Below are 22,643 nucleotides of genomic sequence, written 5' to 3'. Positions count from 1 at the left end.
GTCGGAATGGAAGGAGCTATGGGGTTGGGGCCGTTTGGGGACGGCGGGATGGAAGTCTTCCTTCCAACTGGGCAATGGCAGGAGCCCTGCTGTGCTCGATGTGGGCAACGGCCAAGGCAGAGGCCAGTTCTGCTTGCCCCATGCATATCGCCTGGCACAGTGCCCGGTGTTCCTGACAGAGCACCCCGGCGTCCTGTTGGACCACATTGCCGAAAAGCCAGCGCATGCGGTTGGCGACTGGCCTTATGACGGAGGTGAGCAGCTCATTGCCCGTCAGCCGGAAGATTTCGTCGTGAATGGCAATATTTGTCCGCGCCCGCAGTTCGGCGTCCTTGCTGTCGGTGAGCGACTCTGCAAGGGCCATGACCTTCAGCAACTGATCAGGGTCGGCGCCATCGGCTACCTGCCTGGCAGCAATGCTGGCTGCTGAGACTTCGATACTGAGCCTGATATCGAATACTTCATTGACGTCCTGAATGGTCATTTGTCGAACAACGGCACCGTGACGTGGCCCTGTGGTCGTGAAACCGTCGGCTTCGAGCTGAAGCAGGGCTTCCCGCACCGGCACACGGGAAACGTTGAGCTCGGAAGATAGCTCCCGCTCCCGGAGCCATGTCCCGGGCGTCAGGTCCCCGCTGATGATCCGGTCCCTGATGTGTAAATAGGCCAGAGTTGTACGTGACGCTGAAACTGGAACCTCGTCCACGGCTTCACGGTCTGTCATAGGGTGGTGTTCCTGTTCTGGTGGCGTGGGGTCCGGGCGCTGCCGGACCCCACGCTTTCACTTGACGTGGCGAAGGAAATTGGCTGTCCGCTCATTGGACGGATTGTCGAGTACCTGCGCCGCCGGTCCTGATTCCACAATCCGGCCTTCATCCATGAACACCACTCTGTCCGCGACCTCCCGGGCGAATCCGATTTCGTGGGTGACGATGATCATCGTCATCCCTTCCTCGGCAACCCGCTTCATGACCGCCAGGACGTCCCCCACCAATTCAGGGTCCAAGGCGCTGGTGGGTTCGTCGAACAACATCAGTTGCGGCTTCATGGCGAGGGCGCGGGCGATTGCCACGCGTTGCTGCTGTCCCCCTGATAGTTGGGCAGGGTAGGAGTCCCGTTTCAAGGCCAAGCCAACCTTGTCCAGGGCGTCGAGTCCCTGCTTGGTTGCCTCTGCCCTGGGCAGTCCCAGGACGCGTCGCGGACCATAGGTGACGTTTTGCAGGGCCGTCATGTGGTTGAAAAGATTGAAATGCTGGAAAACCATTCCAATCCTCTGGCGCATTTTCGCGGCCTCTTGTTCGGTATGTTCGTACAGCTGTCCCTTGTGCGTCTTGAAGCCCACGCGGTCGCCACCTACGTTGATGGTGCCGGACTCGATTGCTTCGAGCCCGTTGATGCACCTCAGCAGCGTGCTCTTGCCGGAGCCTGAGGGGCCGAGGACACAGACAATTTCACCGGGCTCCACCGTCATGTCCACTCCGCGAAGAATGTGGTTACGTCCAAGCCACTTGTTGATTTCCTGAGCCACCAACAACGGTGACTGGGTTTGAAGTACCGTCACGACGTTCCTGCCTTTTGGATGAGTGGGGTTTGCTGTTGGGCCACCGCTGCGCGGCCTGTGAAGAGTTGCCGAAAAGACATCCCCGACGCTCCGTCCGGGTTGAACTTCCGCTCCAGGAAGTATTGGCCCACGCTGGCGATGCTGACCAGGATGAGATACCAAGCTGTGGCGACGATGAGCAGGGGAACGATCTTGAAGTTTTGTCCGTAGATCAGCTGGGTTTGCGTGAGCAGATCGCTGCCGCCGATAGCCGAAACCAACGAGCTTGCCTTGAGCAGTCCGATGAATTGGTTGCCGGTGGGCGGAATGATCACCCGGATGGTCTGGGGCAACACGATGCGTCGAAGTGCCTGTCCCCGGGTGAGGCCAATGCTCAGTCCGGCCTCGGTTTGGCCTTTGTTGACGGAGATAATGCCGCCTCGGATGATCTCGGCCATGTAGCCGGATTCGGCCAGTGAGAGCGCACAAAGGCCTGCGGTGAAGCCTGATATCAATTGGTTCGTGTCCGTGCCCAGGATGGTGGGATAGAGCACGGCCAGGTTGAACCAGATGAGGATCTGCACAAGCAGGGGGACGCCTCTGAAGAACCAGACATAAAGCTTGCCCACTGCAGACGCCACACGATTTCTGCTCTGGCACATGAGGGCTACGCCGAAGGCGAGAACCACCGAGATCAGCATGCTGAAAACGGCGAGTTCCAACGTGACCGCTATGCCTTTGAGGATGGCTGGATGGAACATGAACTGGCCCACGCTGGCCCAGTCGAGCTTTTCATTGCCGGCCTGCGTCCAGCAGAACGCGCCAATGGTTGCGAGGATCAGGGCTGCAGTGGCCCATTGACCATACGGCTTTCGCCTTTTCGCCTTTTCTTTGAAGGCCACCACGGGTTGATCGGGATTGTGCCGGGGAATTGTTATGGGGGTTTTGGCTGCCGAACCCATTTTCGTCAGCGCTCCATTCTCAGTGGTCATTTGGCCAGGTTGATTCCGGGCTTCGGCAGGTCAATGACGGCAACGTCCCATTTCTTCAGGATCGCGTCATAGGTGCCGTCGGCGTGGATGGCTTCTGTTGCCTTCAGGAAGGCATCGCGCAGCTGCGGGGCCTGCTTGTTGAAGATCATGCCGAGGAAGACTTTTGCCTCGAAGTTCACTGGCACGGACTCCAGCTTTCCGCCGGTCTCCCTCTGCACCACAGACACGGCCATGTCGGGCCAGAACATCGCATCCACACGTCCGGAGGTAAGAGCCAGGTTTTTATCGCTTCCAGTGGGGAAGGTCACCAGTTCCGGGGCGGGCTTACCTTCGGCGGTGCACGCCTCAGCCATCAGTTTGACCAAGCGTTCATCGTCGTTGCCCTTGACCCCGCCAATCTTGATTCCGCAGCCGCCGTTTACCTCGCTGGTGATCTTCTTGGGGTTGCCTTTGGCCACCATGAAGACGGTTCCTGCCACCTGGTAATCCACGAAATCAACTTTTTCCTGGCGCCCGGGACGGTCCGTCATTCCAGCAATGGAGGCGTCAAACTTGCCGTTCTGCACGCCCACCAGAAGCTGGTCGAAGGGGACTTTCTGGTACGTGACCTTTAGGCCCAGCTTGGCAGCCATGGCATCCATCAGGTCAATATTGAAGCCTTTGACGCCGTCTTCGCCGATGGGTGTGTAGTTGGCGGGCTCAAAGTCCGGCTGGGTGCCGACGGTGATCGAGCCCTTTGCTTTGACGTCTGCGGGAAGCAGGTCACTTAGGGAGGCATTACCGCTTGCTGCCGGTTCCACCTTCGTAGCCGGCTGTGCGGCGCCACCACAGGCGGCGGTGCTTGCAAGTATGCCGACGAGAACTGTCGTTACAGCGACCTTTTTCCAGCATTCAGATACCTGGGGAGCAAAGTTCTTCATTGATCTATCTCCTAATAATTTGAAGGGAACTACATGGTCAAAAATGGGCAGCACGGAATAACCCGGGACGTGGGCCGCGGGTGGTGTGGGGAGCGTTTAGCGGATGGAAGCGGCCGGGATCAGGTCGCTGCGGGGCTCGTCGACAAACACGCCGTCAGCTGCCATGTGGTCCCAGATTCTTTGGACGACCTTGCCGGCTTTATGGACCAGGGCGGCCTCGTCAACGATAGTCAGGGCGCCGTCGCGGACCTGCCACTGGCCATCTGTCATGACATTCCTGACAGAGAGCCCGTTGGCGTACATGAGGTGGTTCAGCGGTTCGCGCGGCACGGTCCCGACGCCGACGAACATGCCACTGACGTCGATGCTCGTCAGGTCTGCTTTCGCTCCCACGGCGATGCGGCCGAGATCTTCACGGCCAAGTCCCCTCGCTCCGCCAAGCGTGGCTGCCTCGACGGCGGTCCAAATGGATGGGCGGACCATGGGCACAGGCGTGGAATCGCCGAGGAAATCGGCGCGGATGCGACCGTAGATGACGGCCATCTTCAGGTTCTCGATGTAGTCGTTGGAGTGGGTGTCCAAACCGATACCGGAATTGACGCCCGCTCCCAGTACTTCCGGCCACGGCCACTGCGCCGGCGTTACTCCCGCTCCCGTGCCGGAAGGGCAGTTGGCAAACGTGAAGCTGGAGTTCGCCAGAAGGGGGAGGTCACGCTCAAAGTCGATACCCAGCAGATGGGCGCCGAAGACGCGCACGGAACCATCGAAGATGCCCATGCTATGCAGCCACGGTATTTCATCCTGTCCCCACAGCCTGTTCATTGCTACCTTGTCGGGCTGAGGCGCCCGGCCATATCCGGCTTGAAGGTGAATGTGCAGTCCGTGCAGCTCTTGTGCTGCCGACTTCATTGCGGCAAAGGTTTCCGGTGTGTGCACTGCGTTGGTTGCCGGCGCCATCATCGGAAGGATTCGACCATCGTCAACTCCGTTGATGGTGCGGGCGTAGTCCAGGTTCTCTTGGATTTCCGCCAGGGTTTCGGGTACGGAATCGAACAACGCTTGATCGTCCGTCCCGCGTTTCCATATGGGCAGGATTCGCTTCATTCCCGGGACGGCGCCCGAGGGGTAGCCGCGGATCCCAAACTCGCGTGCAACCCGGACGTATGACTGCATTGAGCGGAGGCCCTTGGACATTTCCACTTGCGTGGTGCAGCCGCCGCGAAGAATTTCAGCCAGGTTCAATGCGGTCATAGTGTCCAGATCTTCGTCCGGAAGGTCTTCAAGGAGCACCATGGCTTTGAGGAATTGGCGCCCCTGCCGCAGCGGCGCTCCCTTGCTCATAGGGGTCAGGTTGCCTTCAACATAGCCTCGAGTGGCTGCTCCTCCAGCCACATGGCTGTGCATGGAGATCAGCCCGGGAAGGAGTAGCTGTCCCGGCATATCCACGCGCTCGTCAGTGCTGCCCGTGCGGGGCCTGACTGCCTCGATGCGACCGTTTTTGACCACTACCTCGTGGTCGGCCAGGAGGACCATCTCGTCATTGATGTGCGCCAAAAGCCAACTCGGGGCGAGGATCAGTGGGCGGCTTTGGTCGCGGAAGCCATCAGCTCCGAATCCTCTCATCGTCGCCAGCGCAGACTCGCGCTGGACTTTGCCCTCCAACAGCTCTGTTTGAGCCGCCTGGTTCCTGACTGTGCGGCTCTCTCCCTCGAGCCCCGCATCGCTTCCGCAGTTGGCACAGCCAGCTCCGGCCTGGTTCGAAACGACTTCTACTTCTGCCATTCGTCTTCCCTCATCGTCGAGGCATCCAGTCAAGTGGATGCCGAATAGCGCTGACGGTATACCAAACTCGAACGGAGCGTCAATAGGTTCAAGAAAAATCCACTGATTACCGCAATCAGTCCCAACTGTTGGGAGTCTTGGCATACCAACGAGGATCTTGCGCTCGCCTCACGACTCGTCTATCGTGGCTAGATAGTGAAATTATGACGATCGTCACAAAACTGATGGAGGAGGGTGGCTGCTGCCTGGCGGACAGGCTCGATCTGCAGCTAATGGAGACTCGATCTGCACCTAACGGGGGAGAGTGACCGTCACAGTGGTGCCAGAACCCGGCTGGCTGTTCAAACCGATCGTTCCCCCGTGGGCTTCGATGATGGCCTTGCTAAGTGGCAGCCCCAGGCCTGCCCCGGGTATTGCAGATTCCAGGGCCCGATCGGCTCTGAAGAACTTGGTGAAAGCTTCGTCTTGTTCTTGTTCGGTCATGCCGATTCCGTGATCACGGACGGAGAGCTCTACTTCGCCGTTGTTTCCCCGGAGACCGATGACCACACGGGTGCCCTCGGGGGAGAACTTGATCGCATTGGATAGCAACTGGTCAATGGCTTTGGAGAATTGACCGGGGTCCACGTCTGCAGCGACGTCGCCGTGGATCTGCACCGCAATCGCGATGCCTCTTGCGGCGGCCGAAGGCCGGGCGCTCCTAACCGACTCCTGAAGCAGCTCGGAGACGTTGGTCGGCCGGCGACGCAGTTCCAGGTCTTCGGATGCGACAAGGAGCAAATCATTGACAAGGGTCAGCAGGCGTTCCGCGTTCCGTTCGATGATGCCCATGAACGCGGGATTTGGCTGGCCGTCCAGTATTTCCAAGTAACCGAGGATGGACGTTAGCGGAGTCCGAAGTTCGTGGGAGATGGTGGCGACGAACTTGTCACGGGCTGTTTGTGCCTTCACCAGGGCTGTGACGTCGGTGAAAGCAATGATGGAACCCTTCAGCTTGCCCGCTTCGTCCAGGATCGGACGTGCGGCCGCCGAAAAGGTCCGTTGTTTCTCCCCATCGCCTACCCGGACCAGTCTGTTGGTGAAGCTTGCGCCCCGGACCGCAAGATCCGCGGGATTTCCGGGTTCTCCATCGGATTGACGAGGCCCAACAGTGAACGGGTTGATCGCCTCCGTCGACTCCTGAACCCACGTACGGTCGGCCCGAAGACGACGGTTGGTGAGAATGTCGGCCCCGTTTGTGTCCATTGCCCAGACGCCAACGTTGACCGTTTCAAGGACTGTATCCAATAGTTGGGCGTGCTCTTTGGTTGCACCATGGAGCCGCACTAATTCCCGGTCCTTGCGCTCCAACCTGTCGCTGTACCTGATCAGCCCGTGGGCAACAACATGTCCGGTGATGGCCAAACCAGCCATGATGGCAGGAAAGACAATCATGCGGATCAGCTCCGACCGTTCAACCTCGTGCCCCAACACGAACGGCGAAGCAACCGTGGCGCAGAGGGGCGCCAGAAGAGCCAGGGCCACGCGGACTTTGCTGGTGCTGACCGACAGCCAGATCACCGGGAAAGCCATGACTAGTCCCACAACGCTGAGAACCGGTCCGCCCACCTCACGCAGGAGTCCCAGAACGAGGCAATCCGATACGGGGATGAAGACGAAACTCCAACGGGGAAGACGGTTCCATGGAAGAACGAGGCATGCAGCCAGGATCACGACGTGCAGGAAAAGGACAAGGAAGAAGGCCGGGTGCAAGAGGGTGGTGGGGTTAAAGAGAACCGCCAGGAAAACTATCAGCGTTACGGTGACCATCAAGGGCAGCTGACACAACACAATCGCCTTGCGGGTTCCGATTCTGCTGAAGTAATCCTCCAACGGCAAGAAAACGCTATCCCCCATAGCCAAGCACCTTTCCGTCCGCCCACATTGGAAACCAGTCCTCTGCTGCCAAGCATAGTGATTGACGGAGCAGCAAAGGGAAGGCGCGGTGGCCGGGAAACACACAATCTTGTGGTCAGTTACGCCATGCCAGGACCAAGTACAAGGCAAGCAAGCAAGTAGTCGGGCCCGCCGGAAACGAGTACCGACTACTCGTGACGGCCCCTCCTGCAGACGATTCAATGGAGCACAGTGGATCTGAAATGACGTTTGTTGGAGGGGTTACGTTGAATACAGGAATGGAATCGGCAGCAATGTTCGCGGGCTCGCTGCCCGGGCTTCTCCTAATGTCCGTGGGACAAATAATGGTAGTTGTGTGCCTGTGCTTCGATATGGTGCGTGCGCTATCCGTGCCCAGTTCACGCCCCCGGTACGTGGCGAATACGATTTTCAGGACCTTGGCAGTGCCGTCCATCCTCGTGATGGGGATCAGCGCGCTCGCTGAAGCGGTCAACTGGTCGTGGATTCACGTGGCCATGAGCATGGCCGTGCTGGTGATGATCATCTTCCGCTGGCACTACGACAAGGATGAAGACAACTGGTGGAAGGGCAAGGGCAAGAAGTTGGCCCGGTGGGCGCGTAAGCAGCTCTCGCCACCACCCGTAGTTGCGCCCGCAATGGGCTGAGTAACCTGAAAAATAAGGCCTTGCCCCTGATGGGCACGGCCTTATTTTTGTGTGGGTAAAGCGAGGGAATTCCTAGGTTTAGCGCAGGAAATCCGCAGGTTCCAGAGGCTTTCCACAAGAAGTCCCAAGGACTCCGAAATGGGGTTCACTCCGTTGCTACGTTGTGAGGGAGCTGGTATCGGGCCAGCCCACATCTCCCCAACTCGCTCAGGAGTTTTCAAAATGTTTGCTACCTTCCGCACCATCGCATCCCGTGCCCGTCGTGAAGAGAACGGCGCTACCGCCGTCGAATACGGCATCATGGTTGCGCTCATCGCTGTGGTCATCATCGTGGCCGTAACCCTGCTCGGCGGAAACCTCGTCGAGACCTTCAACAGCTCAGCCTGTGCCGTCAAGGGCGGCACCTGGACCGCTACGACAGCCACCGTGGGCAATGTGCAGGGCGTCGCTGGCAGCTGCTCAAAGTAGTCCTGCTCACGGCGCGTACCCGGGTGGGTGGGTCGGTGGCCCCACCCACCCGTTCCTCTTTCCACTTTCGATAAGAAGGCAGATCCACATGCACAGGGCTTCAGAACGGGGTGCCGTAGCGGTCGAGTTCGCGTTGCTGGCACCGGTCCTGATCCTTTTGGTTCTGGGGATCATGGAATTCGGACGGGCCTACAACGCGCAGGTCTCGCTCACGAACGCTGCCCGCGAGGGCGTGCGCGTGATGTCGATCGCGAATGATCAATCGGCAGCCAGGACCGCGGCGAAAAACGCCGCTGTAACGCTGAATCCAAAGCTCGCAGATGCGAACTTCACCTTCAGTGCCACCAGTTGCACGTCCGGCGCGCAGATGTCCGTCACCGTCAAGTACACACTCAGCACCCTCACGGGAATCGCAGGACCGTTCCCGATGCAAGGCGTAGGGGTGATGGTATGTGGCGGATAAAGGGCAATGACGACGGCGAACGCGGGGCCGTTGCGGTCCTCATAGCTCTGATTCTGGTGGCGCTGCTTGGCTTTGCCGCTCTCGCTGTGGATGCTGGAATGCTCTACTCGGAAAAGGCGCAAGCGCAGAATGGATCCGATGCCGCGGCCCTGGCCGTGGCGGAGAAGTGCGCCGCCAGTACCAGTGACCCGAATTGCTCGACTACGTCCCAGATCGCCAAGGACATGGCCAACAAGAATGCTGTGGACGGCCTTGGAAACATCAACTCGGTTAACCTTGATCTGACTAACCGGAAGGTAACCGTGTCCGCCGGCTCCCAGCAAGCCGGTGGCGCTCCAAATGCCGTTTCGCTTGTGTTTGGCCGTGTCCTAGGCATGAATTCCGCGGACGTTGTGGCTTCCTCGACCGTTCAGTGGGGCAGTCCTCGTGCTGGAACAACTCCATTTCCCCTCGCGTTTTCGATCTGCCAGGTGCAAGGGTACGTTGGCGGTGTCCAGCAGCTTTTGCAGGCTCACGGTACCGGCGCCAACCCCAGCTGCAACTACGGGCCTTCAGGCGCGGCAGTAGAGGGCGGATTCGGATGGACTGTCCAGGATCCTGGGGTGTGCGGTGGCACCATTGACCTGGCGCTGAGCGAAGGCGGCAGCGCTCCCGGGAACAGTGTCCCGCCAAACTGTGCAAACACACTCAACAAGTGGGCCGCCAGCATCAATGCCGGAAAAGACATCATTGTGCTGCTTCCGGTCTTCAATTCCGTTACCGGCACAGGCAGCGGAGCCATTTACCACTTGGTCTCGTTTGCAGCCTTCAAGGTGACGGGATGGAAGTTCAGCGGCGGCAGCAGCCTACCGGACACCTTCCATAACGAGAGTCCCTATGTTTCCTCCTCGCTGTCCTGTACGGGAAATTGCCGGGGGATTGTGGGGAGATTCGTCAAATATGTATCGCTTGCGGATGGCTATTCATTGGGACCTGTGGATGCCAATGGAGTCACCGTAGTGCGCCTGACCAACTAGCCTTTCCATTTTTTTCAGCACAGGAGTGTTAAGTGAAATCACGCTTATTGGCAGGATCGGCAGCAGCGCTGCTGGCGGTCATAGGGGTGATCCTCGTGTTCGTCTACGCGCAGGGCGCGGATCAACGCGCTGTCCAGAATCTTGCGCCTGTTGAAGTCTTGATGGTCAAGGCTCCGATTCCCGCCGGCACACCGGTAGAGGCCATGAAAGCTTCCCTGGCCGCCCAACAGCTTCCGGAGTCTTCTGTCCCCGCCTCGGCACTGAAGACGCTGGGCGATTCGGCGGGCAAGGTGGCCGCTGTGGACCTCGTTCCGGGCGAACCATTGGTGGCCGAGCGCTTGGTTGCCCCTGAGGCACTGAAGACTCCGGGGAAGGTTGCTGTGCCAGCCGGAATGCAGGAGGTCTCGTTTCAGCTGGACCCCGTGCGCGTGGTGGGGGGTCGGGTGGTTCCCGGCGACCACATCGGGATCTTCATTTCCATGGAAAGCGGTGGAATTGAATCCAAGCCGGATAAGGAAACAACCCAATTGTCCATTCACAAGGTGCTTGTGACCGCAGTGCAGCGGGCCCCCGAGCCAGCAGCCACGGCGCAGCCCAGCCCCAGCCCAAGTCCCGGTGCCGTGGCAGCTGATCCAAAGGACAGTGCACTTCCCACCGGTTCCCTGCTCCTGACTGTGGCGGTGGGCGATTCGGACGCAGCCAAGATCGTTTTCGCCTCCGAGTTCGCCAAAATCTGGCTGAGTAAGGAGCCCGTGGACGCACAGGAGAGCGGACCCAGAATCATCCAACGGAGCGAGGTGTACAAGTGAGCCGGTTTGTCCTGATTACCCCCAGCGCGGAATTTGATCAGCGGTTGCGTCAAGCCGTTGCCGGCGGCCTCCCGGGATCTGTGCAGACGTTCTTCACCAACGTCCTGCCGGTAGACCCGGCCGAGCTCTTCGGCGCGCTCAACCAGGAACCACTTGAGGTGCTGATTCTGGGCCCGGAGGTGCCCGCGGAGGATGCGATGCGCTTGGCCACGGTCCTTAATGTTCAAGTGCCGGAGCTCAGCGTGCTTCTTGTCTCCGAGCCGCAGCCAGACTTTATTCTCCAAGCGATGCGATCCGGCATCCGGGACATCATGAGCCCAGCCGCGGACATGGCCGAGATCAGGGTGACATTGGAGCGCGCGTGCCAGTCGTTCGCCACCCGCCAGCGGACCTCGGAACCTAAGCCATCCGGTGCACCCAAGGGCCTGGTAATCGGCGTCTTTTCTCCCAAGGGGGGTGTGGGTAAGACCACCATCGCCACGAACATCGCTGTTGGGCTAGGCAAGATCGCTCCAATGAGCGTTGTGATCGTGGATCTGGATTTGCAGTTCGGGGACGTCGCCTCGGGGCTCTACCTCAATCCGGAACACACGGTTACTGACGCGGTCACGCCCTCGGCCAGCCAGGATTCCCTGGTGCTCAAGGCCTTCCTCACCGTGCATCCGGCGAGCATCTATGCGCTGTGCGCGCCAAAAAACCCTGTTGAGGCGGATGAGATCACTCCAGAACAGGTTGCCCGGTTGCTTGGGCAACTTGCTGAAGAGTTCCAGTACGTGGTGGTTGATACAGCCCCAGGGTTGCCTGAAATCGGCCTCGCGGCGCTGGAGCAGTGCACCGACGCCGTGTGGGTGTCAGCCATGGATGTGCCAAGTGTCCGGGGCCTACGTTCCGGGTTGGACATCCTTCGCAAGCTGAACCTCCTCCCGGAAACCCGCCATGTAGTGCTCAACATGGCCGATTCCAAGTCCGGGCTGTCCGTCCAGGACGTCGAATCAACGGTCGGCGCCCCTGTTGATGTCAGCATTCCCCGCTCGAAGGCAGTGGCGCTCTCCACAAACCGGGGGATTCCTGTGCTTCAAGAGGCGGCGAAGGACCCAGCCGTCAAAGGGTTGAACCATCTCGTTGAACGCTTCAACCCCGCGTGGCGGACCTCGTCCCAGCGAAAACTGCACAGAAGGGTGGTAGTCCAGTGAAGCTGTCTGAACGCTTGCACGACGCCGAGGAAAAATCCGCGGGTTCAGCGGCTGCCCTTGGACAAGGACCAAAGCCACTCACGACGACGAAACCCACCTTCGCGCAGGCCGCACAGCAGGCTAAGCCAAACCTCCAGGCGAAGGCCACGGTCGCGGTAAAACCTCACTCTTCGGTGAAACTGACAGATCATCCGGACGCTCCGAGGCCAAAGGCCCAGCAGCCCGTAGACGCCTTCGCTGCCCTGAAGCGAAGGGCAGCAACCGCATTGTTCGAGCGCCTGGGTGCGCGGTTCAACGACTCAACGTTGAGTGAGCAGGAGCTGCGGACGGCTGCCCGGGAAGAGCTGACCAGGATCATCGACTCTGAGAAGGTGCCGCTCTCTCCTGAGGAGCGCAGTCGGCTTGTGGCCGATGTGGCCGACGACGTCCTGGGCTACGGGCCACTGCAACGCCTGTTGGATGATCCGGAGGTCACGGAGATCATGGTCAACAGGATGGACCAGATTTACGTGGAACGGCGAGGCAAGCTGACGCTCACTGATTCCGGCTTTAGCTCGGAAGATCATCTGAGAAGAGTTATCGAACGAATCGTCTCCAAAGTGGGGCGCCGGATCGACGAGTCATCCCCACTGGTCGATGCGCGGTTGGAGGACGGCTCACGCGTCAACGCCGTGATTCCGCCGCTTGCCGTTGGCGGTTCATCCCTGACAATCCGGAAATTCAGCAAAGTGCCCTTGACCATCAGGAATCTGATCGATTTTGGCACGCTTACCCCTGAAATTGCCGAACTCCTGAACGCCTGTGTCAAAGCGAAACTGAACATTATTGTTTCCGGCGGTACGGGAACCGGTAAAACCACGCTGTTGAATGTCCTGTCTTCCTTTATTCCTGAGGACAACCGGATTGTCACCATTGAGGATGCAGTGGAACTGCAGATCCAACAGCAGCACGTGGTCAGGCTCGAGAGCCGGCCACCGAACACAGAGGGCAAGGGCGAGGTTACTATCCGGGAACTGCTCCGGAACTCCCTCCGTATGCGGCCGGACAGGATCGTAGTGGGCGAGGTCCGCGGGGGAGAGTCGCTGGACATGCTGCAAGCCATGAACACCGGGCACGACGGGTCCCTTTCAACTGTGCACTCGAATTCTCCCCGGGACGCCGTGGCCAGGCTTGAAACACTGGTTCTTATGGCTGGTATGGACCTGCCATTGCGCGCAATCCGTGAACAGATCGCGTCCGCCGTGAATCTCATCATCCAAATTTCGCGTCTCCGCGACGGAACGCGACGCATCACCCATGTGACTGAGGTTCAAGGCATGGAGGGCGATATCGTCACCCTCCAGGACGCCTTTGTTTTCGACTATTCGGCCGGGGTCGATGCCCACGGGATGTTCCTTGGCAGGCCGGTATCTACGGGTATCCGTCCACGGTTCATCGATCGCTTCACTGATCTGGGCATTCATGTATCTCCCGAGCTTTTTGCCGCTCCGCTGACGTCGACGCCAAGGACGTGAGTGCACCATGATGCTTTTCACCGGACTGGCCCTTATGCTCTCAGCTATCGTGCTCTTCGGGGTAGCCGTTATTCTGCCGAAGGCTCCGGAGGTCCCCTTGGACCGGAGGAGGCCCTTTCAGTTGGGTCCCGGTTCGCACTTGACTCGATTTACCGGGTCCACAACGGACGCGCTTCATCGTGTGCTGACACAGCGAAACGTGCGGCTTTTCAACCGCGAGGAGCTGGACAACGCCGGCGTGCGAATGAGCCAAGCGGACTTCATCGTCCTGGTGATTGCAGGCGCGGTGGTAGGCGCGTTGATTGGGCTGGTTGTCGGCGGCATCATCGGTGCCATTCTCCTCAGTGTTTTGGCGCCGTTCGTGGCCCGGCTGGTCCTGAAGTTCCGGGCGGGCAAACGGCGTGACAAGTTCGATGATCAGCTTGGCGACACACTTCAGTTGCTTTCCGGTGGCCTACGGGCTGGCCACAGCATCCTGCGCGCCATCGATGCCGCTGCTACGGAATCGGTAAGCCCCACATCGGAAGAAATGCGCAGGGTCATCACGGAGACAAGTCTGGGAAGGGACTTGCAAGCCTCCCTGAACGATACTGCGGAGAGAATGCGGAACGAGGATTTCGTGTGGATAGCCCAGGCGATCCAGATCAACCGCGAGGTGGGCGGGAACCTTGCTGACGTGCTGGACCAGGTGAACGACACCATTCGAGAACGCAGCGAGATCAAAGGACACATCAAGTCCCTCGCTGCAGAGGGAAAGTTTTCCGCCTACATTCTGATGGCTCTTCCGGTGGGAATCGTCATCATGCTCATGATCGTCAACCCCGGCTATATGAATGTGATGTTCACGAATCCGCTCGGTTGGGGCATGATAGCCGCTTCCCTCATCTTTATGACCATTGGTGGTCTGTGGATGCGCAAAATCATCGACTTGAAGTTTTGAGGTGAACCTTGCACCCTTTCCTGCTTTTGTCCTTATTGCTCGTTCCCCTGCCGAGTGCGTATTTCGCGTGGTCCCTTCTTTCAGCTGATCGTAGAACGCCGCGTGCAGTCCGCGAGCTGCTCTCGCGGGGTCAAATTGCCATTGAGGTGGAGCAGCAAAGCAAGAGCGGGGCTTTGGAGCGACTGGGCTACAGGCTTACCCCTGGAAGTTACGTCCAGAAACTGGACAGACTACTGTCGTTGGCCGGGCGCCCCGCCTCGCTCCCGCTTGGCCGAGTCCTCGCAGCCAAGCCGGCGCTTGGCCTTCTCGGCGCAATTTTCGGTTTATTCATCACTACCAGCAGCCAGAGTGGACTCATCAAGCTTGTGGGAATCTTTGTTGTGCTGCTGGGATATTTCATTCCGGACCTGATGCTTTACAGCAAAGGTCAGGAACGGCAGAAGAAGATACAGCTGGAACTCGCAAACACCATGGATCAAATGCTCATTTCCGTCGAGGCCGGCTTGGGCTTCGAAGGAGCCATGGCTCGCGCGGGAGAAAACGGCAAGGGACCGCTGGCGGAGGAGCTTGTACGGACACTCCAGGACATGCAGGTTGGTCGGAGCCGGCGCGAGTCCTATCTTGCCTTGGCACAACGGACCAATATTCCTGAACTCCGAAGCTTTGTGCAGGCGGTTATCCAGGCAGACACCTACGGGATTGCCATCAGCCGCGTCCTGAAGGTTCAAGCGAAGGTCATGAGGGTTAAGCGCCGGCAGCGGGCGGAAGAGAAGGCAATGAAGCTTCCGGTAACAATTCTCTTTCCCTTGCTGTTCTTCATCTTTCCGGTCCTGTTTATTGCCATCTTGGGACCGGCAGTCATCAACACCATAACAACGCTCAGTGGTGGATGAAGCAGCATGCTCAATTTGTGTATTGGAAAGAAACTCAAGAAATCAGGAGGCGCTGAGGATTTGCTCAAGATCAGCACAAGATCGGTCTAGATCTGAGTTCAGGAAGTAGCATCGAGTTATGTTCAGTTCAGATTTCAGCGAGGTCGACGAGCGTGGGGACTCCGACCGTACCGGCGAGGCGAAGGGCTCCACATGGATGCCCATCGCCCCCGGACGGCCGATACTGGACCTCGCGGAATTCCAACTCCTTGAAGATCAGGTGGGCGATCCGCGCACAGCGCGCAATTTTGCAAGCGACTTTGCCAGGCTCTGGCGAGTACGGTACGAAGCCCTCGCTGCCGCCGTCGAGCGTGGTGACGAAGCGGCAGCCCTGGACACGATCCTGAGTCTCAGGACCTCTTCCGCCATGGTGGGCGGCGTTCGCCTTTCGGTTCTCGCAGCCCAACTTGAGGAACATATTCTGAACGGCGAATTACGCGATGCCCAGCCTCTCCTGGATGAGATTGCCGAGTGTGGTCAGCGCACTGTCACGGAGCTCAGGGAAAGCTACGTTCTGAGGAATGAAAGCGCGGAACCGGATCCCATCTCCTAATCGGGTCTTTTCGGGGCGAGGCGATAGCCGACTCCCCGGATCGTCTGCAGAAACCGGGGAGACTGTGAGTCTTCGTGCAGCTTTCGGCGAAGATTTCCAATGTGGGTTTCAACAGCCCGTTCGTCGGCCTCGCTGATATAAGCGTCGTCGTCGTAATAGTCGCCACGGGCAGCTCGAACCAAGTCAGCCCGTGTCCGCACTTCCTCCGGGTTGCGAAGCAAATCCAGCAGCAGATCGAATTCGCTTCTGGTCAAGGTCAGGGGAGAACCATCAAGGGCAACTGCCCGGGATTTGTAATTCAACGACAAACCATTGTGTTCAATGACCGCATCATTGCGTCCATTCGAACGGACCAAGCCAGTGTCGCCGGCATCCTCAGGCAACGACAACCCAATGCCCACGCGGGGGCGTCGCATCATCGCAGTGACCCTGGCCCTTAGCTCGCGGGGCAGGAACGGCTTTTTCACGTAGTCGTCCGCACCCGTCAGGAAAGCGGTCAGGGTGTCCGGTTCGTCTTTGCGTGCAGTGAGCATGACAACATAGGCATCACTGAATTGTCGGATTCGCCGTAAAACCTCGTGACCATCCATGTCTGGAAGCCCGACGTCCAGTGTCACAGCAACGGCCTGATGATGTCGGACAACTTCGACGCCTTCGCGTCCAGTGGCGGCGGAATGGACCACAAATCCCGCCTCTTTCAGGATGGCGCCCACCAAGTTCCGGACGTCTTCGTCATCCTCAATGACTACAGCAACCCCAGGCTCGTTCATTGATTCCCTCGAGTCGGCGCACATCCCCGCAAGCCCAGCGCAATGCGGGAAGCGTCACCCAATACGTACGATACAAGCATTCAAGTTTTATAGCACCTAATATGTGCAATATGCGCCGTCCCAACGTTCCGGTTTTACGCTCCGCCCCCTGCTCTTCCCGGAATCGGCGCGAAACGATATTTGGTCCGTGTCCCCCAAACGAAGGATTCTGCCTTGACTGAGCAGCCTTTGCTTCGCACAGCCGCCCGCATCTTTAGACAACTGACGCCGAGGGCGCGGGTAGCCGTCTGCGAATTGCCTTTGACTCTTGTTGTCGGAGGATTGTTCGTCTCTGCTCCTGCCCTTTGGCCAAATCTCATGCAGAACGGGTTGTTTGTCACCGGAATCCTCATGCACGGGATCCTTTTCGTGACTTGCTTCCTGGTACCGTGGGAGCGACTTGCGCCGAGCGCAAGCCTGGCCATCCCCGTCCTGGATCTGGTTGCCCTCGCATTCACGCGAAGTGGTGCCTACGGCTCATTACCAGGTCTTGGCGTGCTTGCCCTTTTCCCTGTGATCTGGTTATCCGCCTCAGGCCTGCGAACCAGGTCAAGCCTCATCATCAGTTTTCTGGGACCTCTGGTTATTGCACTTCCGCCATTCATTTCGCACCTGCCCAAACCGCCGTCCTCCGACATGTTCTCGGTTACCGTCCTGCCTCTCGTGATGTTGGCGGTGGCAATCACCATCCGGCTCTCCGGCTCGAATGCCCGGATTCAGCAACAACGTGTCAGGCAGCGCGACCAGGCTCTGCGGCAATTGCTCACGGCCAGCAGGGACCGCGAAATGCTGCTTGCGACAATCCTGGACACGATCGACGTCGGAATTGTCGCCGTCGATTCCAAAGGCGAGACGCTTTTGACCAACACCCAACAAAAAGAATTCGATCGCGTGGCAACTCCGGCCCGGCCCGGCGCGGCTCCGGCAAAGGACGAAGTCCTGATCTTTGGCCAAGACCGGCTGACGCCACTTCCACCGGAAAAGAGCCCTGTTCAAAGGGCAGTCCAGGGGGAAACATATTCCGATTACCTCGTGTGGTTCGGTACAGGAGCCGAACAGCGGGCCATTTCGACCGCCGCTCGCAGCATGAAATATGGCGTGGACGAAGGGTTCGGCGGTGCCGTCATCGTGTTCCGTGACGTGACCGACGTCGTCCAGGCCCTCGCGGCCAAGGACGAACTGGTTGCCAATGTCTCGCACGAATTCGGATCCCCGCTGACCTCGATCCTGGGCAACCTGGACCTGGTGCTCCGTGGGGATGAAGAGCTTTCCGATAGGGCAACCACCCGATTGGAAGTCGCCGAGCGCAACGCCGAGCGGCTCCGCGTTTTGGTGGATGATCTGCTCATGTCCGCCGCCGCAGTGGAGAGCATCCACCTACGGCGTACTGACGTGGCGGGCCTGGTTGAGAACAGCTTGGTCTCAGCCCATGCGCAGGCTGATTTTGCGAATGTGGGCCTCGTGGCCGATGTACCTTCACCACTGTGGGCCGATGCAGATCCGTTGAGGCTGGGACAGGCCCTGGATAACCTCGTGTCCAATGCCATCAAATACTCGCCAGGTGGCGGACGGGTTACCGTGCGGGCGGCCCGGAACGACGGATGGATCCAGCTGGAAGTTCAAGATACCGGCATGGGCATGACCACTGAGGAGACCTCCAAGATTTTCACACGCTTCTTCCGGACCGGCGCTGCCCGCCAGGCCGCGATTCCAGGGGTTGGCCTTGGACTGTCCATCACAAAGTCCATTGTGGAACGACACGGCGGCAGCATCACGTGCACCAGTAAACCGGGAAGAGGCAGCACCTTTACGGTTTCGCTTCCGGCCACCCCATCCCAGGAGAACATGAAGGCATAGGCCGTTCAGTGCATAAAGCCGCTACCGTCCCAGTCCCGATCGTACTTACCGCAACGGGTGCAGCGTCTATAACGACCGCTGCCATCTTCTGCCGACTCCACATGCCAGGCGTGACTCAAGTTCAGTTTGCACATGAGCATCTTGAGCATGGCGCTCTCCGTTCCTAAGCACGTACAACCCGCATACCGTGATTGCTTCGTGCCTCCTCAGTTTAGGCGTCGCGCCTTTTCGGTCGGTAGGACAATTGCGTTCGGGCATGCCCGGAAGATGTCCCGGAATGCCCACGATGTTCGGACCCGATGTCGTAGTCTGATGCGTAGTCGTGCCAGCTGCCGAGGAACGCGCAATGCCGGTTACTTTCATTGGGGGAATTGATGACGAATGACACGGATGGTCCGGCTTACGGCCAGCCGGACGTGCCAGCGGGGCCGCTGCAACAGTCGCAGCCCTTCGCGCCGCCAGGCTCACCTCCGTACTGGTCGTCGCAGCCCTTTGCGGCACCCGCTGCTCCGCCAGCGCCACACCAGTACCAGCAGCCACCTTTTCAGTACCAGCCCTACTACCAGCAGCCCTTCCAACCTCCGGGCTTCGGGCCCCCGCCCTTCCCACAGAATCCTGCGCGGGAAAATTGGTCCAGCGGTTCCAACAAGCGCTTGGGTCCGTCCTTTTGGATCGTGGGCGCATTGCTTGCCATACTTGCCCTCGCCAATGCACTGACTGGCAACGGCGAATCGATCCTGATCTTTATCGGCCTGGCAGCGTTGCTCACTGGTCTCTATTCGCTCATTTTCAAGAGACCCTCCTGGGCTGCGCTACCAAGTAAACAGGCGGCGATAGTGGTTGCCGTCGCCGGGGCGGTCTCGCTTTTCCTGGGCGTTATTGCTGCCGGAACTGAAGCGGCCCGTGATTCGGCGGCTACCGCTGCTCCGGGACCTGCGAGCACCATCCAAGACGGGACTATCCAAGACGGGACTATCCAAGATGGGACGTGGATTGTTGGGAAGGATATCGCCCCGGGAACGTACCGAACCATGAATGAAGTTACAGGCGCCTGCTACTGGCAGATCACGCGCCCGGGCAGCGGTAGTGACAGCTCCGAAGGAGCTGTGACGAGCGGGTTCCCCGTGGTGAAGTTGGTCAGGGGCCAGAGGCTGATAACAGAAGGCTGCGGAGGCTGGGCGAAGCTGTAGGCTCCACCCAGCCCGTGTCTCTGCAGCGTATTGACGTGGAACCGCTCGACGACGGCGCAAGGTCCCGGGTGACTTTCGAGCTCGATTTCGAAGGCCACGGCTTCGGCAAGGCGCTCGTGCCCGCCGTACGTCAGCTCGCGGCGCGGGGTGCCCCAGCGAGGCAAAGACGGCTCAAAGAGCAGCTCGAAGCGCCCGGATAATGCGGCACGGGAATCTGCAAGCGGCCGTAGGCGGCAAAGTGGTCGTCGAGCGCATGAGTCAACCCCGCGCCGCCCAGTCCGCATTCGTTGAACGCCACACGGCCGCGGCCACGAACGTGAGCCCGACGATCTCGAGCGCGCCACCGGCCACGGCGAACCACTCGTTGCCGACGATGATGTTGATGACGTGGCCGATTGTCCAGCAGATGATGAGCGCGCCTGCCCACCACGGCACCCCGACGGCGCGGCCGGCCAGGATCACCGCGAGGCCGAGCAGCAGCGTGCCGATAAGATTGCCGATCGCGAACAGCAGGTAGAACGGCTGGCCCCACGTCCCCGCGGGCGATGCATCCAGGGCGGCGGCCGCATCCACGCCGCTCGTGGCCAGGGCGATCCTGTCGAGGTTGGCGAAGCTAATGCCGAAGTAGCTGATGTAGCCGGCGACCATAAGCGCCACCGCCCACAAGGCCAGTCGCGGACGGGCCGGACGCAGCAGTCGCAGCGCAGCGGGAAGCCCAAGAACTGCCACCAGTGATCCGACAAGAGCGAACATGACAGCTGCCAGCAAAGCGCCGGGGGCCGCAGCGGCCAGCTCGAGGCCACCCGCGGAGCTGCCGGTGTCGCTGAGGCCGGTCGAGGTTGATACGCCGGCATATATCGCATTGCACACTAGCTGACAGACGAAGGCGACCGGCAGGGCGATCGCGGCGCTGCGGCGGCGGAACCCGGCGGTGGGATCGAGGACTGGATCCGGGTCGGAAGCCGAAGCATTCATGGCCTGACTTTACGGCAGTGCACCAGCAGCAGGAAGGGGCAGCGCTCGAGGAGCCGAGGGTCTGGCTGTCCGGCTGATCCGGACGGATTGGCCTGCCGCCGCTGAAAAAACATCAGCCGAGGAGATGAAGTCGTGACGTCAGCCGCGCTTTTTCGCAGCCATCTCTTCCGGCCCGGGCAGCGCCTTCGTGGTGCGCCACGTGTCCAAGGCAATCACTGCGGCCAGCACTATGAGTGACAAAGAAACTGAAGCGAGGACATCCGTTAGCCAGTGGTAGCCGAGGTAGAGCCTGCTGATGGCCTGGGTGGCGACCCCCGCGACGGCGGCGCTGAAGCCGGCAATGACAGCACCTATCCTGCGGCGGCGCGAAAAGACGAGGAATGCTCCCACAAGAAGGAAGTCGGACGCGCCGAGTACGTGGCCCGAGGGAAAAGAGTAGGTGCTGTCAGCGCCGAGCACCATGAGATCCATGGGCGGTCTTGGCCGTTCGACCAAACGCGTAATGACTTGGGCGAGGATCACGCCGGTCAGCATAGCGCCAGCCAGCAAGAGAGGTCGCCAGAGTTTTCGCGCCCTGATTATCCAGATCCCGGTCACGGCCGCCACGATGATGGGCATCACTATGGGGCCAAAAATGGTGGCAAGGACACCCATGACCGTTGTCGCCGCCGGCGAGCGTTGGCTCACGAACCAGGAGCTGACTGTTTCATCTACTGTGGCCAGATCTATTTTTTGCTTTACTTCGGCGAGGATGAGGAAGAAGGATCCGGCGCCGACCACCGCGAGGATAACCGCGATGACATAGAGGATCTTTTGACTCCTGGGTGCAACGTATCGTTCCGGGATTGTGAGCTTGTCGTGAAGGACCCCGGATGTATCTCCAGGGTCTCCGGGGGCGTTCGACGGCGGGCTGTCCGGGATGGGCATATCACAGGATAGCTGCTCCATCGGCGCAGGCGGTGGTCTCTCTCGGATCCAGCGACAGCCTTAGAGGTAATCCCCAACGTGGTCCCGGGCGATTTCCAACAGTGTTGTGTGGAACGCGACTTCGGCCGGCGCGTAGACCTTGTCCTGGCGTTGGGCCAGGAGAACCCGGCGCAGTGGGGCAGCAGCGCCGAGGCTCAGCACCCGGACGTCGGGGTGCTGGAGTGCGACGGCGGTTTTGGGCACCATTGCGACGCCCATTCCAACGCTGACCATGGCCTGCGCTTCCTGGTAGTCGTTGGCCAGGAATCCGATGGTCGGCTCGAAGCCTGCTTCGTTGGCCGAGCGTCGGAGCACTTCCACCACGGGATGCGCGTCCGCACGCACGATCCAGGATTCCTTTTTCAGATCCTCCATCTTTACTTCATCGAGGTCGGCCAGGTGGTGTCCTTTGGCCACGAGAATGACTGTGCTTTCCTGGAAAACTTCGGTCGTCCGGATAGCGTCGTCATGGAAGCGATTCCAGGGGTAGTCCCAGAGCAGGCAAAGGCCGGTCTCCCCGGATTCGAGGTCCGAGACCAGTTCCTCAAAACGGGCGCTGCGGACGGACAGGCTGATCGCCGGGTATCGCTTCTTGAAGGCGCGGATCACGAGCGGCAAGAACGATCCGGCGAGGGTGGGAAACGTGCCCACCGTCAGGGAGCCGCGGCGGAGTCCAGCGATCTGGTCGAGGTCGTTCCGGGCGGCGCGCATCTGCCCCACCATCTTGCGGGCGTGCCCGGCGAGGACCTGGCCGGCCTCTGTTGGCACCACACCGCGAGAGCGACGGGTCAGAAGCGGCTGCCCTACTTCCTGCTCAAGCTTGCGCAGTTGTTGGGAGACCGCCGATGGCGTGTAGAGCATCAGATCGGCCGCAGCAGTGATGGATCCCTGCTCCACCACCTCAACCAGCAGAGCCAACCGCCGAATGTCGAATAATTCCTGACCATGATCATTAAGCATCAGTTAACTCTCCTCTGATTTTGGTTCATTCTATGCAATCCTGCGCGATTTCCCCTAGCTATTGCCCAGAAAGCAGCCAGTAGTCAGAACGCAGGCAGCCTTCAACGGCTCAAAGCATAGTGAATGAAGCATCTCTACATGCCCCATCAAATATCCAACATTGTCTTCATTTGTGATCCGGATCATTCTTCTAATAGGCCCCT

General features: G+C 59.6%; 23 protein-coding genes. 13 read left to right on the top strand and 10 right to left on the bottom strand.

Translation table 11 applies throughout. The annotated features are described in order from the left end of the window. Positions 1-16: 16 nt before the first annotated feature. From ACZ5G6_RS18630 to ACZ5G6_RS18605, 6 genes are all read right to left on the bottom strand, one after another. Positions 17-724: a GntR family transcriptional regulator gene (locus tag ACZ5G6_RS18630; RefSeq protein ID WP_223934301.1), complete on the bottom strand. Its 708-nt coding sequence runs from the start codon at positions 722-724 to the stop codon at positions 17-19. A gap of 57 nt (positions 725-781) precedes the next feature. Next, entirely contained in the window at positions 782-1,561 is a 780-nt protein-coding gene (locus ACZ5G6_RS18625; protein ID WP_275959792.1) for an amino acid ABC transporter ATP-binding protein, read from the bottom strand. Beyond that, complete coding sequence (locus tag ACZ5G6_RS18620; protein WP_223934300.1) at positions 1,558-2,532, bottom strand: amino acid ABC transporter permease; 975 nt, start codon at positions 2,530-2,532, stop codon at positions 1,558-1,560. The genes ACZ5G6_RS18625 and ACZ5G6_RS18620 overlap by 4 nt, the downstream gene beginning before the upstream one ends. Beyond that, on the bottom strand, positions 2,529-3,452 hold the full coding sequence (locus tag ACZ5G6_RS18615) for an ABC transporter substrate-binding protein (protein WP_223934299.1): 924 nt from the start codon (positions 3,450-3,452) through the stop codon (positions 2,529-2,531). Before ACZ5G6_RS18615 ends, ACZ5G6_RS18620 begins: the two co-directional genes overlap by 4 nt. A 96-nt stretch (positions 3,453-3,548) precedes the next feature. Further along, entirely contained in the window at positions 3,549-5,234 is a 1,686-nt protein-coding gene (locus tag ACZ5G6_RS18610; protein ID WP_498687191.1) for an amidohydrolase family protein, read from the bottom strand. A gap of 291 nt (positions 5,235-5,525) precedes the next feature. Further along, positions 5,526-7,130 (bottom strand): sensor histidine kinase, encoded by a 1,605-nt coding sequence (locus ACZ5G6_RS18605; protein WP_498687189.1) that lies wholly within the window; start codon positions 7,128-7,130, stop codon positions 5,526-5,528. 278 nt (positions 7,131-7,408) lie between these two features. Between ACZ5G6_RS18605 and ACZ5G6_RS18600 the strand changes: the two genes are divergently transcribed. From ACZ5G6_RS18600 to ACZ5G6_RS18555, 10 genes are all read left to right on the top strand, one after another. Beyond that, the gene (locus tag ACZ5G6_RS18600) at positions 7,409-7,795 is read left to right on the top strand and encodes a hypothetical protein (protein WP_223934296.1); all 387 of its coding nucleotides are present in this window, start codon (positions 7,409-7,411) and stop codon (positions 7,793-7,795) included. A 222-nt stretch (positions 7,796-8,017) separates the two neighbouring features. Further along, complete coding sequence (locus ACZ5G6_RS18595; RefSeq protein WP_498687187.1) at positions 8,018-8,263, top strand: Flp family type IVb pilin; 246 nt, start codon at positions 8,018-8,020, stop codon at positions 8,261-8,263. Between the two features lie 88 nt (positions 8,264-8,351). Further along, positions 8,352-8,726 (top strand): TadE/TadG family type IV pilus assembly protein, encoded by a 375-nt coding sequence (locus tag ACZ5G6_RS18590; RefSeq protein ID WP_498687185.1) that lies wholly within the window; start codon positions 8,352-8,354, stop codon positions 8,724-8,726. Next, positions 8,714-9,742: a Tad domain-containing protein gene (locus ACZ5G6_RS18585; protein ID WP_498687184.1), complete on the top strand. Its 1,029-nt coding sequence runs from the start codon at positions 8,714-8,716 to the stop codon at positions 9,740-9,742. The genes ACZ5G6_RS18590 and ACZ5G6_RS18585 overlap by 13 nt, the downstream gene beginning before the upstream one ends. A gap of 32 nt (positions 9,743-9,774) precedes the next feature. Further along, entirely contained in the window at positions 9,775-10,551 is a 777-nt protein-coding gene (cpaB, locus tag ACZ5G6_RS18580) for a Flp pilus assembly protein CpaB (protein ID WP_223934292.1), read from the top strand. Then, positions 10,548-11,744, top strand: a complete 1,197-nt coding sequence (locus ACZ5G6_RS18575; protein WP_498687182.1) for a CpaE/TadZ family protein — start codon at positions 10,548-10,550, stop codon at positions 11,742-11,744. The genes cpaB and ACZ5G6_RS18575 overlap by 4 nt, the downstream gene beginning before the upstream one ends. A gap of 173 nt (positions 11,745-11,917) precedes the next feature. After that, a complete protein-coding gene (locus ACZ5G6_RS18570) occupies positions 11,918-13,258 on the top strand; it encodes a TadA family conjugal transfer-associated ATPase (RefSeq protein ID WP_498691950.1) in 1,341 nt (446 codons plus the stop codon). A 7-nt stretch (positions 13,259-13,265) separates the two neighbouring features. Beyond that, a complete protein-coding gene (locus ACZ5G6_RS18565; RefSeq protein ID WP_498687181.1) occupies positions 13,266-14,198 on the top strand; it encodes a type II secretion system F family protein in 933 nt (310 codons plus the stop codon). A gap of 8 nt (positions 14,199-14,206) precedes the next feature. Beyond that, positions 14,207-15,091, top strand: coding sequence for a type II secretion system F family protein (locus ACZ5G6_RS18560; RefSeq protein WP_223934288.1), 885 nt, complete (start codon positions 14,207-14,209; stop codon positions 15,089-15,091). 118 nt (positions 15,092-15,209) lie between these two features. Beyond that, positions 15,210-15,683: an Hpt domain-containing protein gene (locus ACZ5G6_RS18555; protein ID WP_498687179.1), complete on the top strand. Its 474-nt coding sequence runs from the start codon at positions 15,210-15,212 to the stop codon at positions 15,681-15,683. Here the strand turns inward: ACZ5G6_RS18555 and ACZ5G6_RS18550 are convergent. Then, positions 15,680-16,453, bottom strand: a complete 774-nt coding sequence (locus tag ACZ5G6_RS18550) for a response regulator transcription factor (protein WP_498687178.1) — start codon at positions 16,451-16,453, stop codon at positions 15,680-15,682. The two genes, ACZ5G6_RS18555 and ACZ5G6_RS18550, sit on opposite strands and share 4 nt — an antisense overlap. Before the next feature lie 213 nt (positions 16,454-16,666). Between ACZ5G6_RS18550 and ACZ5G6_RS18545 the strand changes: the two genes are divergently transcribed. The 3 genes from ACZ5G6_RS18545 (at position 16,667) to ACZ5G6_RS18535 (ending at position 19,739) form a co-directional block, all read left to right on the top strand. Continuing rightward, positions 16,667-18,349 carry a sensor histidine kinase gene (locus ACZ5G6_RS18545; protein ID WP_498687177.1) on the top strand — a complete coding sequence of 561 codons (1,683 nt, stop codon included), beginning with the start codon at positions 16,667-16,669 and terminating at the stop codon, positions 18,347-18,349. Between the two features lie 374 nt (positions 18,350-18,723). Next, complete coding sequence (locus ACZ5G6_RS18540) at positions 18,724-19,539, top strand: Rv1352/Rv1906c domain-containing protein (protein ID WP_498687175.1); 816 nt, start codon at positions 18,724-18,726, stop codon at positions 19,537-19,539. 14 nt (positions 19,540-19,553) lie between these two features. After that, positions 19,554-19,739: an SRPBCC family protein gene (locus ACZ5G6_RS18535; protein ID WP_498687173.1), complete on the top strand. Its 186-nt coding sequence runs from the start codon at positions 19,554-19,556 to the stop codon at positions 19,737-19,739. A gap of 58 nt (positions 19,740-19,797) precedes the next feature. On the opposite strand, the gene ACZ5G6_RS18530 is transcribed toward ACZ5G6_RS18535, so the two are convergent. From ACZ5G6_RS18530 to ACZ5G6_RS18520, 3 genes are all read right to left on the bottom strand, one after another. After that, a complete protein-coding gene (locus tag ACZ5G6_RS18530; RefSeq protein ID WP_498687172.1) occupies positions 19,798-20,514 on the bottom strand; it encodes a hypothetical protein in 717 nt (238 codons plus the stop codon). Between the two features lie 138 nt (positions 20,515-20,652). Continuing rightward, on the bottom strand, positions 20,653-21,441 hold the full coding sequence (locus ACZ5G6_RS18525) for a phosphatase PAP2 family protein (protein ID WP_498687170.1): 789 nt from the start codon (positions 21,439-21,441) through the stop codon (positions 20,653-20,655). 60 nt (positions 21,442-21,501) lie between these two features. Further along, the gene (locus ACZ5G6_RS18520; RefSeq protein ID WP_223946737.1) at positions 21,502-22,440 is read right to left on the bottom strand and encodes a LysR family transcriptional regulator; all 939 of its coding nucleotides are present in this window, start codon (positions 22,438-22,440) and stop codon (positions 21,502-21,504) included. Positions 22,441-22,643 lie beyond the last annotated feature (203 nt).

The sequence above is a fragment of the Arthrobacter sp. TmtSoilC51 genome, from assembly GCF_055388015.1.
Note: the sequence above shows the minus strand (reverse complement) of the source record. Positions and strands in the feature narration are given on the sequence as shown.